Source organism: Nonomuraea aurantiaca (genome assembly GCF_020215705.1).
Classification (GTDB): Bacteria; Actinomycetota; Actinomycetes; order Streptosporangiales; family Streptosporangiaceae; genus Nonomuraea; species Nonomuraea aurantiaca.
Genome location: NZ_JAIWNB010000001.1, coordinates 1,159,652 through 1,172,801 on the forward strand (window position 1 = coordinate 1,159,652; position 13,150 = coordinate 1,172,801).

Annotated in this window: 14 protein-coding genes; 7 read left to right on the top strand and 7 right to left on the bottom strand. The window is 68.4% G+C overall.

What is annotated here, in order from left to right; all coding sequences use genetic code 11:
* Nucleotides 1-30: 30 nt before the first annotated feature.
* From LDL49_RS05260 to LDL49_RS05270, 3 genes are all read right to left on the bottom strand, one after another.
* Nucleotides 31-765 (bottom strand): SDR family NAD(P)-dependent oxidoreductase, encoded by a 735-nt coding sequence (locus tag LDL49_RS05260; RefSeq protein WP_225289737.1) that lies wholly within the window; start codon nucleotides 763-765, stop codon nucleotides 31-33.
* A gap of 28 nt (nucleotides 766-793) precedes the next feature.
* Complete coding sequence (locus LDL49_RS05265; protein ID WP_225289738.1) at nucleotides 794-1,120, bottom strand: carboxymuconolactone decarboxylase family protein; 327 nt, start codon at nucleotides 1,118-1,120, stop codon at nucleotides 794-796.
* A gap of 121 nt (nucleotides 1,121-1,241) precedes the next feature.
* Nucleotides 1,242-1,649 (bottom strand): (R)-mandelonitrile lyase, encoded by a 408-nt coding sequence (locus LDL49_RS05270; protein ID WP_225289739.1) that lies wholly within the window; start codon nucleotides 1,647-1,649, stop codon nucleotides 1,242-1,244.
* Nucleotides 1,650-1,949: 300 nt separating this feature from the next.
* Here LDL49_RS05270 and LDL49_RS05275 point away from each other — a divergent pair, with 300 nt between their 5' ends.
* The gene (locus tag LDL49_RS05275) at nucleotides 1,950-2,567 is read left to right on the top strand and encodes a hypothetical protein (protein WP_225289740.1); all 618 of its coding nucleotides are present in this window, start codon (nucleotides 1,950-1,952) and stop codon (nucleotides 2,565-2,567) included.
* 134 nt (nucleotides 2,568-2,701) lie between these two features.
* On the opposite strand, the gene LDL49_RS05280 is transcribed toward LDL49_RS05275, so the two are convergent.
* On the bottom strand, nucleotides 2,702-3,442 hold the full coding sequence (locus LDL49_RS05280) for a hypothetical protein (protein WP_225289741.1): 741 nt from the start codon (nucleotides 3,440-3,442) through the stop codon (nucleotides 2,702-2,704).
* A gap of 745 nt (nucleotides 3,443-4,187) precedes the next feature.
* Here LDL49_RS05280 and LDL49_RS59055 point away from each other — a divergent pair.
* On the top strand, nucleotides 4,188-4,301 hold the full coding sequence (locus LDL49_RS59055) for a dihydrofolate reductase family protein (protein ID WP_225289859.1): 114 nt from the start codon (nucleotides 4,188-4,190) through the stop codon (nucleotides 4,299-4,301).
* Between the two features lie 232 nt (nucleotides 4,302-4,533).
* Here LDL49_RS59055 and polX read toward each other — a convergent pair whose 3' ends face one another.
* Both polX and LDL49_RS05295 read right to left on the bottom strand, forming a co-directional pair.
* On the bottom strand, nucleotides 4,534-6,216 hold the full coding sequence (gene polX, locus LDL49_RS05290) for a DNA polymerase/3'-5' exonuclease PolX (protein ID WP_225289742.1): 1,683 nt from the start codon (nucleotides 6,214-6,216) through the stop codon (nucleotides 4,534-4,536).
* Between the two features lie 155 nt (nucleotides 6,217-6,371).
* The gene (locus LDL49_RS05295; protein ID WP_225289743.1) at nucleotides 6,372-6,818 is read right to left on the bottom strand and encodes a YbaB/EbfC family nucleoid-associated protein; all 447 of its coding nucleotides are present in this window, start codon (nucleotides 6,816-6,818) and stop codon (nucleotides 6,372-6,374) included.
* Between the two features lie 123 nt (nucleotides 6,819-6,941).
* Between LDL49_RS05295 and LDL49_RS05300 the strand changes: the two genes are divergently transcribed.
* A complete protein-coding gene (locus tag LDL49_RS05300) occupies nucleotides 6,942-7,268 on the top strand; it encodes a hypothetical protein (RefSeq protein ID WP_225289744.1) in 327 nt (108 codons plus the stop codon).
* A gap of 21 nt (nucleotides 7,269-7,289) precedes the next feature.
* Entirely contained in the window at nucleotides 7,290-8,009 is a 720-nt protein-coding gene (locus LDL49_RS05305; protein ID WP_225289745.1) for a hypothetical protein, read from the top strand.
* Nucleotides 8,010-8,046: 37 nt separating this feature from the next.
* Here LDL49_RS05305 and LDL49_RS05310 read toward each other — a convergent pair whose 3' ends face one another.
* Nucleotides 8,047-9,015, bottom strand: a complete 969-nt coding sequence (locus tag LDL49_RS05310) for an aldo/keto reductase (protein WP_225289746.1) — start codon at nucleotides 9,013-9,015, stop codon at nucleotides 8,047-8,049.
* A 235-nt stretch (nucleotides 9,016-9,250) separates the two neighbouring features.
* On the opposite strand from LDL49_RS05310, the gene LDL49_RS05315 reads away from it, so the two are divergent.
* The 3 genes from LDL49_RS05315 (at nucleotide 9,251) to LDL49_RS05325 (ending at nucleotide 13,124) form a co-directional block, all read left to right on the top strand.
* Nucleotides 9,251-10,354, top strand: a complete 1,104-nt coding sequence (locus LDL49_RS05315) for a sensor histidine kinase (RefSeq protein WP_225289747.1) — start codon at nucleotides 9,251-9,253, stop codon at nucleotides 10,352-10,354.
* A 73-nt stretch (nucleotides 10,355-10,427) separates the two neighbouring features.
* Nucleotides 10,428-12,989, top strand: coding sequence for a class III lanthionine synthetase LanKC (gene lanKC, locus LDL49_RS05320; protein ID WP_225289748.1), 2,562 nt, complete (start codon nucleotides 10,428-10,430; stop codon nucleotides 12,987-12,989).
* A gap of 3 nt (nucleotides 12,990-12,992) precedes the next feature.
* Nucleotides 12,993-13,124 (top strand): SapB/AmfS family lanthipeptide, encoded by a 132-nt coding sequence (locus tag LDL49_RS05325; protein WP_225289749.1) that lies wholly within the window; start codon nucleotides 12,993-12,995, stop codon nucleotides 13,122-13,124.
* Nucleotides 13,125-13,150: the final 26 nt, after the last annotated feature.

The window sequence follows — 13,150 nt, forward strand, 5'->3', positions numbered from 1 at the left end:
GGGGCGGATGGGTGGCGACGTATGGCGTGTTCACGCTGCTGACAGCGCTGTGCCGGTCTCCTCGGCCAACCTCTGCAGGAGGCGGTCTTGGAACGCCTCGTCGTGGACCGCGCGGTGCGGCTGCAGGCGCCGGCGGTGGTACCAGTACCCGCCGGTGGTCAGGACCTGCGGGTCGTCGCTCGATGCGAGCCATTCCTGTGTCTGATGGCCGAGCTCGAGATCGTCCGGTGCGCTCGGGCCGCCCATCTTCGTCGGCACCCAGCCCGGATCGACGGCGTTGCTCAGCAGCCCGGGACACAGCCGAGCCACTGCGGCCGCGAGCGTGGTGACGAACAGCTTGCTGTCGGCGTAGGAGCCGACGTTCCGGCCCCGCCAGTCGACTCCGGTGACCGACGGGCGCCCGTCGAAATGCGAGCTGCTGCTCAGGTACACCAGCCGGCGCGGCCCGCGGAGCAGGGCCGTGAGCAGATACGGTGCGATGATGTTGACCGGCATGACCGCCGGTCCGCTCCACACGCCGGCGTTGTGGATGACCGCGTCGAGCGGCTCCGCGTCGTTCAGCTCCGCGGCGATGCGTCGTACGGCGTCTCGCTCGGTGAAGTCGCCCACCACGAGGTGTGCCCCTCGGCCGACCAGCGCGTCGAGGCCCGCTGCGCGTTCCCGGTTGCGGGCGTGCACCACCACGTTGTGTCCCGCGGACAACAACGAATCCGCCGCGGCACGTCCAAGGCCGTCCGCGGAACCAGTCACCAAGATCCGACTCACGAATTCACCACCACGTTCGTCTCGGCGCTCAACCTGAGAAGACCTGCTTCGCGGTCGTGATCGCCGTCATGGCCTTCGGCCAGCCGGCGTAGAAGGCGAGGTGGGTGATCGCCTCGATGAGCTCGGTCTCGGTGACGCCGTTCTCCTTGGCTCGCCCGAGGTGGAAGCGGAGCTGATCGGCGTCGCCGCCGGCGACGAGTGTGGCGACGGTGATCAGGCTGCGGTCGCGGGCGGCCAGCTCGGGGCGATTCCAGACGTCCTCGAACAGGACATCGTCGGTGAGCTCGGCGAGCTTCGGAGCGAAATCGCCGATCATGCGGCGTCCGCCGCCGATCTGCCGGGGTTGCTCGGTCATCGAAGATCCTTTCGCTGGCAGTCCTTCGGCCCGGCGGTGCGCGGCGGCTGCTGCGGGACCGGGATCGCCGGTGTACCTCGGCGCTGCCGCGGCCGGAGCGGGAAGAAGACGGTTTACCTGGTCAGTGGGTGCGGGCGCGGTTGTACTGCTCGTCGGTGACCGGCTCGTTCCATGTGGTTTCGGTGCTGCCGTCGCCCGCGCCTTCCCACATGGCCAGGTGCTCCATGAAGCGGTCGGGAGTGGCGCCGTGCCAGTGCTCCTCGTTCGGGGGGCAGCGGACGGTCTGGCCGGGATGGGCTTCGAAGACAGTGCCGTCGCGGGTGCCGATCAGGGCGATGCCGGAGACGACGTGCAGGGTTTGGCCCAGTACGTGGGAGTGCCAGTGGGTGCGGGCTCCGGGGGAGAAACGGACCATGTTGGCACGCATCCGGGACGGCTCCTGGCCCGCGTAGATCACGTCGAACCAGACGTCGCCGGTGAACCAATCCGCGGGGGCCTTGGTGGTGGCCTGCTGTTTGACGAATTCCATGGTGTCTCTCTCAGACGTACGGGGTTATGAGATGTATCAGATGAGGGTCAGGATGGAGCCCGGCTCGCGAGAGGCGTCGCCGACCTGGACGAGGAGTTCCTTGCCTTCAGGTAACCGGCTTTGCGTCCAGACAAACAGGCTCTGCCAAAGGGTGTACTGGTAGTACCTCCCGGGTGGAGTCCCGTCCGCCGAGGTCAACGGGGCGACGGCAAGTTTTGGGCATGGCATGGGGCCTCGACATCTCGGCCTTCTCGGGCGGGCTCTTATCGTGGATCTGAGGTACACAGCGAGGGGGCCGCGATGTTCATCCAGGTCATTCAGGGACAGATCACGGACGTCGGCGAGATGCGGGCGGCGTTGGACCGATGGCATGCCGAGCTCGCGCCAGGGGTGGACGGCTGGCTCGGTACGACCGCCGGGGTGACGGACGACGGCATGTTCGTGAACACGGCGCGGTTCGAGTCGCAGGAAGTGGCACGGCGCAACAGCGAGCGGCCGGAGCAGGGTCAGTGGTGGGCCGAGACCGCGAAACTCTTCAGCGGTGAGGTGACCTTCCACGACTGCACCGAGGCGTACACGTATCTGAAGGGCGGGTCTGATGCGGCGGGGTTCGTCCAGGTGATGCAGGGACGGGTCCGGGACCCGCAGCGGATGCGGGAGATCACCGCTCAGAGCGAGCGGGCCATGGCCGCATTCCGGCCCGACCTCATCGGCGGGTTCGCCGCCCTGCACGGGGACGGCGGATACACCGAGGTCGCGTACTTCACTTCCGAGCAGGCGGCCAGAGAAGGCGAGGGCAAGCAGCTCCCGGACGAGATGCGGGAGCTCTTCGAGGCGTGGAAGGGGCTGTTCGAGGGCGAACTCACCTACTTCGACCTGCGCGACCCGTGGTTGTACTCGCCCCCTCGGACCGCCTGAGATTCCCGCAGGGCGGGGCTGATGCCTGAGATTCTCGCAGGGCGGGGCTGATAGGGGTGCTTGCGCGGGCCCTCCGGGTCCGCCGCTCGGGGCGCTGATGGGCGAGGTTCAGCTCTGGCTGAGTGCTCGGGTGCTCAGTTGGGGACGAGTGAGTCGAATGTCTCGCCGGCGTTGAGGCGCTGAATGAGGGACTCCAAGCCCCGCCGGTCCCCGTTGGCTCGGAGCCAGCGGTCTACTTGGCAGGCTGCCTTGGCATACGTGTTCGTCTCCTTGCTGGCCGTACTCAGCCACTCGTCCAAGGAGACCGGCAGCGGCGCGGTCGGGAGGACCAGGCAGCGGTCGCCGGTCGTTCGTGGGGCGAGGTAGCGGGGATCGTCGGAGACGACTACGGCGAGGCCCTCGTCGAACCACTGCGGGATTTCTACCCCGGAGGTGAAGCGGGTGTGGAGCTCGACGTGGGACATCTCGTGTGAGGCGATCACCGTGTCGAGGCCGCGCGGTGACAGCATCACGGAGCGGTTCAGAACGGCGATGCCACGCTCCTGGTGACCGCCGATGTGCTGGTAGCACTCCTCGGTGGTGCAGATGAGCAGGCTGGGTGAGCTCTTTCTGCCGCCGTAGAAGGTGTCGACTCGCTTCGTGGCGGTGTCGACCGTCTGGCTGACTTGTGATCGTTGCTGGGGCGATAGGTCGGGCTCGACGTAGACGCCGGGGCGGAGCTCTGTCAGGCCATAGCAGCCGGGGCACGTCGTGGCGGCCACGGAGGGGTAGGCCACCGCCACGCCGGCGACTGCGGCGACGAGCAGCACGGCCAGCGCTGCGAGAGCCCGGGTCCAGATCTTGCGGGCTCTCGACCGCTTGGGCGCCGGTGGCATGATCGCCGTCCTTTCGTGGGGGTGGAGGTGAGGATTACTTTCGCGTAATCCGTTGGTGGCCACATCCACCTGTGGGTGGTCATTCTGGGGGATGACATGCAGGCGGGGTGGTCGTGGCGGCCTGTTGGTCGAGGGGATCGCCTTTGTGGGGTAGCCGGGGTGGGCTCTCGCGTGATGAGTTGTGAGGTGCCGGGCTCTTCATGGGGGACAGAACGGCGACCACGAGTGGTTGGAGAGCCTCCATGGGGAAGGTCGTCTTCTCGATTTCGATGTCGCTCGATGGCTTCATCGCCGCGCTGTACGACGAGCCGAGATGGGGCTCGGGAGGGCGGATTCGGAAGGGCGGATTCGGGAGGGCGGATTCGGGAGGGCGGGCTCGGAGGGCGGGCTCGGAGGGCAGGCTCGGGAGGGCGGGGCTCGGGGGCGGGGAGGTTCTGTACGACTGGGTTCATGGTGGTGAGTGGGGCAGTTTCGGAGCGACAGGGATCGATGCGGAGGTCCTGGGCGGGTTGGTCGCTGAGGTGGGGGCGATCATCGTGGGGCGGAGGATGTTCGATGTGTCGGGCGTTTGGGGTGGTCATTCGCCCGGGTGGACTGCCCTGTTTTGTGATGACTCATCGGCCGCCGGAGGAGTGGGTCAGGGACGGCTCGCTGTTCACGTTCGTCACTGGCGGTGTTGAGAGCGCGTTGGCGCAGGCTCGGGCGGTGGCTGGAGATCGGACGTCGCGATCGGTGGCGGGGCGATGTGGGCCGGCAGTTTCTCCGTGCCGGGCTCGTCGACGACCTGCAGATCCACCTGGCGCCCGTGTTGCTGGGGGAAGGGATCAGGTTGTTTGAGATCGGGAGCGAGCGCGTCTGACTGCACTGGACTCGGGCGCTGGAGTCTCCGTTCGCCACGCACCTGAGGTTTGAGGTGGCGAAGAAGTAGCGCGTCGGGGCGGCTCAGGGGGTGGCTTGAGAGATCACCGCTCCTGAGCCTGTTCCATGCGGGCGATCGAGCGATGACCGGGCCTGAGCCTGTTCCGTGCGTGCGAGAGAGCGATGACCGAACCTGAGCCTGTTGCGCGCAGACGATCGAGCGATGGCCGCGCCTACCGGCCGAGGAAGGCGAGCATGCGCTCCAACGGCCAGGTGTTGATGACGTCCTCCGTGGTCAGCCAGGCGCGCTGCGCGATCCCGATGCCGAAGCGCTGGTTGGCCAGGTGGGGGATGGCGTGTGAGTCGCTGTCGATCGAGAACTTCACCCCGTGGTGCTTGGCCAGGCGGACCAGGTCGGCGGGCAGGTCCGAGCGGTCGGGGAAGGAGTCGATCTCCATGGCCGTCCCGGTGCGGCCGGCCGCGCGGAAGACGGCGTCCCAGTCGGCGTCGACCTGCGGGCGTTTGCCGATCTTGCGGGTGGTCGGGTGGCCGATGATGTCCACGTACGGATTTTCGCAGGCGGCGATGAAGCGGCGGGTCATCTCGTCGCGGGACATGCCGAAGTGCGAATGGACCGAGGCGACGCACACGTCGAACTCGCGGAGGATCTCGCCGGGCCAGTCGACGGAGCCGTCGGGGGCGATGTTGAGCTCGGTGCCGTGCAGGAGCCGCATGTCGGGATATTTCTGTTGCAGCTCCGCGACCTGCTGCCGCTGCTCCAGCGCCTTGTCCAGGGTCATCCGCTGCATGGCCAGGTCGGGGGCGTGGTCGGTGATGGCGTAGTAGAGGTAGCCGCGGGCGTGGCCTGCCGCCACCATGTCCGCCAGCGAGGCGATGCCGTCCGTCAGGTTGGTGTGCGTGTGCAGGTCGCCCTTGAGGTCGGGGAGCTGGACGAGATCCGGCAGCTCGTGGCGGAGCGCGGCCTTCACCTCGCCGCCGTCCTCGCGCATGGGTGGGGGTACGAACTGCATGCCGAGCGCGGCGTAGATCTCCTCCTCGGACTCCGAGGCGATCACCGTCTCACCCTCGAACAGTCCGTACTCGGAGAGCTTCCACCCCTTCTTCACCGCCATCTCCCGGATGGCCACGTTGTGCTCCTTCGAGCCGGTGAAGTATTGCATTGCCGCGCCCCACGACTGGGCGGGCACCACGCGCAGGTCCACCTGAAGGCCCGACGTCGTGCGGATCGACGTCTTCTTGTCGCCCGCCGCGATGACGTCCGCGACATAGGGCTGGGCGCGGAAGTCCTCCATGATGGACTCGGGCGCCACGGCCAGGATGTCGATGTCGCCGATCGTGTCCTTCATCCGCCGCAGTGACCCGGCGTAGGCGATCCGCTCGGCCTTCAGCGAGGCCATCACCTGCTCGGCCAGGGACATGGCGACGCCGATGTGCACCCGGCGGCCCGACTGCTCCAGTTGCTCGATGCCCTTGAGGAGGTTGGCGAGGGTCTTGGGGCCGAGTCCCTTGACGCCGTCGAGCCGCCCCGAGGCGATCGCCTCGCCGAGCGCCACGGGCGAGTCGATGCCGTAGTCCTCGAAAAGCATGATCGCCGTCTTCGGCCCCAGCGTCGGCACGCGGGTCAGCCGCCGCACCCCTTCGGGCACCCGGCCGCGCAGGTCGTCGAGCTGGCGGAAGCTCCCGCGCTGCAGGAACTCCTCCATCTTCTTGGCGATCGCCTCGCCCACACCCGGCACATCGCGCACGTCGGCCACCGAGATGTCCTCGGGGAACCCGGCGATCGCCTTGGCGGCCTTCTGGTAGCTCCGCACCCGGAACGCGTCGCCGCCGGTCAGCGCGAACAGCTCCGCGTATTCGGAGAGCGCCGCCGCCGCATCATCGTTAGCCCTAGCCATGGAGCCAGCTTAGGGATTCCCTCCGACAAACGGCGCGGTCGAGGGCGGCGCTGGACGCCGACGATGCGGTGATCTCCCGACAGGCTAGGTCGGAGCGGCCGCGAGTCAGGGCGGGGCCGGGAGTAAACCGGGGCCGCGCGTGAGGCCGGCCGCGGCTATTCGGCTCCGGACGCGCGCAGGCGAGCCGTCTGCCACTCCATGGCGTGGTCGAACGACTCCGCGGCCTCCGTCAACCGCCGCTCCATCTCCGCGGGGTCGAATCCTCCGTGGGGAAGCCCCACACCGCCCAGCGCCTCACCCACCAGTTCGCGCGTCCGTCGCTCCCCGTCGTCCTGCGCTGCGTGGATCGTCTTCAGCAGTTCCTCCGCGAGGACGTGGGTCTCCAGCCGCCTCGTCCGCGGGTCGAGGTCGAGCCGTTCCAAGCGCCCGTTGCCGTCCGTGACCACGGAGATCATGTCGTCCGCACCGGTCGCCGTGCCGCGTACGTGGGCCAGCTCGCCCTCGACGGAGGCCAGCCGCTTCATCGTCTGTTCGGCCTCCTGGACGACCCGGTCGAGGTTCTCGGGGTCGAAATTGCTCGGGTCCAAGCCGAAGGCGGACATCAGGAAATCCTCTCACTCCGTGATCATTCGTAACAATAATCACTGCAGACACGCTGCAAAACGCAAGATACAGTCCTAACACGGTGAACGACAGACTGTTAGACAGCGAAGTGCCGGTGAACGGTGACGCGCCCACGGGAGGCCAGGGTTTTGTCGCAGGAGATTCATGTCACCTCATCGGCCATCGCGGACATTCAGCGGAACCTGGGGGAGACGTTCATTCCCGCGCTGCGGGAGCTGAAGGGACACGTCGATTCCACCAGCGTTCCGTTCCCCGGGTTCGGCTCCCTGGGGCTGCTGATGATCGGCAAGTACGGTGGTACGCAGAATGACGTGCGGGGGATGGTCGACGACGCCATCGACACCGTGGAGAAGTGGATCGAAGCGCTGGAGACCATCAAGAAGAACTGGGTCAAAGCAGAGCTCAATAGCACCGTCGTCTACAAATGACGGCCCAGCGGAAAGGCGGCCATGGCCCCCATCTTCCCCGCCCTCCAGTCCAAGGCTGCCCTCCAGGCGCTCGGGGAGGCCGCCAGGTCGGCGCCCGCTCTATGGACGGGCGTGGCCGTCGCCGTCACAGCGGTGGCGAACCTGCCCGGAATGGGCGACGCCAAGGCCAACTGGGGGGCGCTGGCCAAGGCTCTCGAAGTCGAATACCCCGGCATGCTGGGCAACGCGGTCTTCCTGTCCCGCGCCGACTGGGTGGCCGACGACCGGGAAGCGTTCCTGAACGCGTGCACGCTCTTCGGCGGTGACCTGCAAAAGCTCAGCGGGCTCTGCTACAACCTGGAGGGCCAGGTCGACCAGGTACGCGATGCCTACAACCGCTACTGGATGGACATCGCCGCGATCGCCGTCACCGTGGTGGGCTATGTGGTGGCCTGCGGCCTCATGAGGCTCACGCCCTATACGAGGGCCTACGCGGAGGTCCTGCTCAACCGTCTCGTCGCCCTCACGAACTTCGTCATCGCGAAGAACACGAAGATCTTCGCGGTCTTCCTCGCCGTGGCGGGCGCCACCCTGGCCACCAGCAGCCAGTCCTTGGGGCAGTTGTTCAACCTCAAGCCGACCGGGAGTGTGGAGATCGACTTCCATCGGGCCAGGATCTCGACGCGGCCGCCCTCGACGTACGTGGCTCCCAAGCGCGAGATTCCGGAGCCCTACCAGAAGCCCAAGCCGCCGACCTCCTGACGCGGCGGCCGACCGCCCGGGCAGCCCGTGAAACGCGTTACATGCGCACGTCGCGCGGGCGGTAAGGCTCCGCGAGGGAGGCCAGGTCCTTGTCCGAAAGCGACACGGACACCGCGGCGAGGGCGTCGTCCACGTGGCCGGGCTTGGTGGCGCCCACGATGGGGGCGATGACGGCCGGCTGCTGGAGCACCCAAGCCAGGGCGATCTGGGCGGCCGGCAGCTCGAGCTCGCGCGCCAGCTCCGCCAGCCGGTCAAGGATGAGCCGGTCGTTCTCAGGGTCGTAGAGGGCGTCGATGCGCGCGTCGGAACCGGCCCTGGTCGTCGACTGGGACGCGCCCGCGCGGGCCAGCACGCCGCGCGCCAGCGGGCTCCACGGGATCACGCCCACGCCCTGGTCCGCGCAGAGCGGGAGCATCTCCCGCTCCTCCTCGCGGTAGAGCAGGTTGTAGTGGTTCTGCATGGACACGAACCTGGTCCACCCGTTCTCCTGCGCCACGTGCTGCGCCTTGGCGAACTGCCACGCCCACATCGTCGAGGCGCCGATGTAGCGGACCTTGCCCGCCTTGACCACGTCGTGCAGCGCCTCCATGGTCTCCTCGATGGGCGTCTCGTCGTCCCACCGGTGGATCTGGTAGAGGTCCACGTAGTCGGTGCCCAGCCGGCGCAGCGAGGCGTCGATCGCGTCGAAGATGTGCTTGCGTGACAGGCCCCGGTCGTTGACCCCCTTGCCCATCGGGAAATAGACCTTGGTGGCCAGTACGTAGTCCTCGCGCCTGGGGAAGATCTTGCGCAGCAGGTTTCCGGTCACGACCTCGCTCTCGCCGGCGCTGTAAACGTCGGCTGTGTCGAAGAACGTCACCCCACCGTCGGCGGCCCGGCGGACGAGCGGTTCGGCCTGGTCCTCGGGCAGCGCCCACTCCTGCCTGGCCGGATCTCCGAAGCTCATCATGCCGAGGCAGATGCGCGAGACCCGCAGGCCGGTGTCACCAAGTCGTCTGTAATCCATAGCCGCAACCCTATGACGACGTCACCCGGCCTAAGTCAGGCGGGTGCGGGCAGAAAGTTCTGCTCGAAGCCGACATTGCGCTTTACAGAAGGCGGTACATCGGGTCGATTGGAGAGGGACAACGGACGGTTCGGTGCTCGTGACGCAGCGCAACGGGGGACAAGTGAATGGATTAGGAAGCGAGCCGGCTCCTCGGCTGCGTCTTCTCGGCGACCTTCCCTCGTCTCCCCTGGACATGGCCTGGCTGACCTTGATGGCGGGGCTCCTCACTGTGACGGTTCCGGTGCAGGCAGAGCTCGCCGGTTCGGGATTCTCGCCGGCGGCCTCGGTGACCTTGCTCCTCCTGCTGGCCGTCCACGCCCGGTTCGTGCTGGGGGGCCTGGCCGGCAGGGCCGGGGGGTGGTGGCTGGTCGGCGTGCAGGCCTGGCTGACGTACGTGCCGCTGGCCGTGTTCGGGGCGGCGTGGACGCCGATGTGCGGGCTGCTGGCCGGTGCGCTGCTGCTGGTGGCCGGGCGCATCAGCTCGGCCACGCTGGTGGCGCTGGCCGTGTGCTGCGGACCGGTCCTGCTCGCGGCTCCCCACGACGGGCTCGCGGACCGGGGGTGGGCGCTGGCCGCGCCGGTGCTCGGCCTGATGGAGTACGCCCTGGTGAGCCTGGCCGCGCGGGCGCAATGGCTGGCCTCCGCCAGGACCGACGCCATCCGTACGAGCGTGGCGCTCGAACGCCGCCGCTTCAGCAGGGACCTGCACGACCTGGTGGGCCACCGGCTCACCGCCCTGGTCCTGAAGACGCAGCTCATCGATCGGCTGGTGGACGAGGAGAACGAGAAGGCGAAGCTGGAGGTCGGCGAGACCCTCGAACTGCTGCGCACCCTGGCGGGAGACGTACGGGCCGTCGCCCACGGCGGGCGGCGTTCCTCGCTGGAAGTGGAGATGAGCTCGGCCCGCGCCCTGCTGGAATCGGTGGGCGTGCGGTGCCAGATCCGGGTGGCGTGTCCCGACCTGCCCGGGGACGTCGCCGACGCGCTCACGCACGCCCTGCGCGAAGGCGTGACCAACGTGCTGCGCCACGCGGAGGCGCGGCAGTGCGACATCCAACTGCTCGATCGCGGCGAACTGGTCCGGCTGTCGATCAAGAACGACGGCGTCCGCCCGGTACGCAGGACGGGAGAGTCGGGTCAAGGGCTGATGAACCTGACCGAGCGGATGGCCGATGTGGGCGGCTGGCTGGAGATCACCGCGGTCCGTAGCGGGCAATTCACCTTCTCGGTTTATGTGCCTCAGATAAACAAACGTGTGAAATTCACAAATGCCTATGAGGTAAGCACACATCGGTAATGTCGTGTGTTACTAGACGCCTTGCCCGTGCGTTGCCATTCTCTTAATGACAACGCACGGGAGGTCGCACCGGATGGACCAGTATGAGCTGTACTGCCTCGCGGACGGTCGTTTCTACGACACCCTCGAGCACAGCACCGCCGAGGACGCCGACTTTCCTATCGCGCACCGGCCGGTCCCCGAAGGATGGTTGCACGAGGCGACGGAGACCTGGTGCTACTACGCGCCGGGCGGCGTGGCGCCCCTGCCTTCCCAGGGCTGGAAGATCCATGTTTCGGCCCGTGTCGACGACGCCGAACGGGCCTTGGCGGCCGTCTGGGACTATTGCCTGCCCCGCGGGATCGCGTTCAAGTTCCTGCGCGGCCTCCCGGTCCTGGTCATGCTCAATTCCAAGGCCGCGTCCAGGGCGTCGAGCGGCAAACTGGTCACCATTTATCCCAGGGACGAGGCCCAGCTCGAACTCGTTCTCAAAGAGCTGCACGAACTCCTGCGCGACGTGCGCGGGCCGTACATCCTGAGCGACCTGCGCTACGGCGAGGGACCGCTGTTCGTCCGCTACGGCGGCTTCGCCGAGCGGCACTGCCTGTCCGGCGGCGAGCGGGTGCTGGCCGTCGAGGACGGCGGCGGACAGCTCGTGCCCGACGTGCGGGGCGCCACGTTCTCGGTGCCACCCTGGACGACGCTGCCCGAGTTCCTCGAGCCCCATCTCGCCGCGCGCAACGCCGTGACCACGACCGGCCTGCCGTACGAGATCGAGAACGTGCTGCACTTCTCCAACGGCGGCGGCGTCTATCTCGCCCGTGACCAGCGAACGGGCGACCGGGTCGTGCTGAAGGAGGCCAGGCCGTACGCCGGGCTCGACAACGCGGGACGGGACGCGGTGGCGCGGCTGACGCACGAGCGCGACATACTGGCCCGCCTGGCCGGGCTGTCCGCGGCGCCGCAGCTGCTCGGCTACTTCACCCTCGGTGAGCATCACTTCCTGGTGCAGGAGTTCGTCGACGGGAACACGCTGCAACGCCGCCTGGTGCACAGGTACCCGCTGACCCGCGCGACGTGCACGCCGGACGACCTCGCCGGCTACACCGATTGGGCCCTCGACACCCTGGACCGGGTGGACCGGGCGCTGGCGTCGCTGCACGAGCGCGGCGTGGTCTTCGGCGACCTGCATCCCGACAACATCCTGCTCACCGAGAGCGGCCGGGTCGTGCTCATCGACTACGAGGTCGCCACGCTCGCCGAGGACGGCGGCCGCGCCGCGCTGGCCCATCCCGCGTACGCGGCACCGGCCGACCGGCGGGGCACCGAGGTCGACAGGTACGCGATGGCCTGCCTGCGGCTCGGGCTGTTCGCCCCGCAGTGCACCATCATGCTGCCGTTGCACCGGGCCAAGGTCGCGCACCTCGGCGAGATCGTGTCGGACATCTTCACCCGCGAGATCGCGACGGCCGTGTCCACGATCGCGGGCGACGACCGTGACGAGGGCGAGATGCGCGCCCTGCCGATGCCCGGGAGCGCCACCTGGCCCGAGCTGCGCGCCGCGATGTGCCGGGCCATCACGACGTCCGCGACGCCCGGACGCGACGACCGGCTCTTCCCCGGCGACGTGGCCCAGTTCCAGCCGGGCGGCGGCCTGAACCTCGCCTACGGCGCCGCCGGCGTCCTGTACGCCCTGGCTTCGACCGGGGCCGGCCGCTTCCCCGAGTATGAGAGCTGGCTGCTCGCGCGGGCCAAGCGCCCGGCGCCGGGCTCCGGCCTCGGCTTCTACGACGGCCTGCATGGCATCGCCTACACCCTTGACCTGCTCGGCCATCGGCAGGACGCGCTCGACGTGGTCGAGATCAGCCTGCGCGAGAAGTGGGACGGCCTGGAATCGGCCCTCTTCTCCGGCCTGTCCGGCATCGGGCTGAACCTCTTCCACCTGGGCGAGCCCGAGCTGGAGCGCAGCGCGCTGCGGGCCGTCGACATCTGCGCGGACCGGCTCGGCGGCGCCGACGACGTCCCGGAGCTCAGCGGCGGCACGAATCCGCGGGCCGGGCTCATGTACGGCTCCTGCGGACCCGCCCTGCTGTTCCTGCACGCCTACGAGCGCACCGGTGACACGGCGCTGCTCGACCTGGCCGCCGTCGCGCTCCGGCAGGACCTGCGCCGCTGCCGCGCGGCCGAGGACGGCTCACTCCAGGTGAACCAGGGCTGGCGGCTGCTGCCGTACCTGGACGAGGGGTCCGTCGGGATCGGCCTGGTACTCGCCCGCTACCTGGCGCACCGGGAGGACGAGAGGTTCGCCACCGCGCTGCGTGATCTTCGGCTGGTCGCGCGTTCGGGGTTCTTCGTCCAGCCGGGGCTGTTCACCGGGCGCGCGGGCATCGTGGCCGCACTCGGCTGCGGGCTCGACTTTGACGGCGCGTCTGAGGCCCAGGTCAAGGGCTTGCGCTGGCACGCGTTGCCGTACGGCGGAGGACTGGCCTTCCCCGGTGACCAGTTGCTGCGCCTCTCCATGGATTTCGCGACCGGAACGGCAGGCGTCCTGTTCGCCCTCGGCACAGTGATGGGCGAACAGCCGGGACGCCTGCCCTTCCTCGAGGCCGCCGCCGACCGGCGGCCTGTCTCCAACCAGTCCCAGAAGGAGGTGTAAACCATGGTACTTCTCGACCTGCAGGGTCTCGAGACCCCGGCCGGCAGCGATGTCGCCAGTGGCGGCAGCACTCTGACCGCTCTGACGTGTCACTCAGGCCACCCGAGCAACCTCAGTGTCGCACTTTGTCACTGACACATTTAGCGCCGATCCCCGCGCTG

Bases quoted from the DNA above. Each gene is read 5' to 3' on its own strand.
- LDL49_RS05275 (WP_225289740.1), top strand. From the start codon at position 1,950: ATGTTCATCCAGGTCATTCAGGGACAGATCACGGACGTCGGCGAGATG.
- LDL49_RS05315 (WP_225289747.1), top strand. From the start codon at position 9,251: ATGGCCTGGCTGACCTTGATGGCGGGGCTCCTCACTGTGACGGTTCCG.
- LDL49_RS05325 (WP_225289749.1), top strand. From the start codon at position 12,993: ATGGTACTTCTCGACCTGCAGGGTCTCGAGACCCCGGCCGGCAGCGAT.
- LDL49_RS05265 (WP_225289738.1), bottom strand. From the start codon at position 1,120: ATGACCGAGCAACCCCGGCAGATCGGCGGCGGACGCCGCATGATCGGC.
- lanKC (WP_225289748.1), top strand. From the start codon at position 10,428: ATGGACCAGTATGAGCTGTACTGCCTCGCGGACGGTCGTTTCTACGAC.
- polX (WP_225289742.1), bottom strand. From the start codon at position 6,216: ATGGCTAGGGCTAACGATGATGCGGCGGCGGCGCTCTCCGAATACGCG.
- LDL49_RS05270 (WP_225289739.1), bottom strand. From the start codon at position 1,649: ATGGAATTCGTCAAACAGCAGGCCACCACCAAGGCCCCCGCGGATTGG.
- LDL49_RS05305 (WP_225289745.1), top strand. From the start codon at position 7,290: ATGGCCCCCATCTTCCCCGCCCTCCAGTCCAAGGCTGCCCTCCAGGCG.
- LDL49_RS05310 (WP_225289746.1), bottom strand. From the start codon at position 9,015: ATGGATTACAGACGACTTGGTGACACCGGCCTGCGGGTCTCGCGCATC.
- LDL49_RS05295 (WP_225289743.1), bottom strand. From the start codon at position 6,818: ATGTCCGCCTTCGGCTTGGACCCGAGCAATTTCGACCCCGAGAACCTC.
- LDL49_RS05280 (WP_225289741.1), bottom strand. From the start codon at position 3,442: ATGCCACCGGCGCCCAAGCGGTCGAGAGCCCGCAAGATCTGGACCCGG.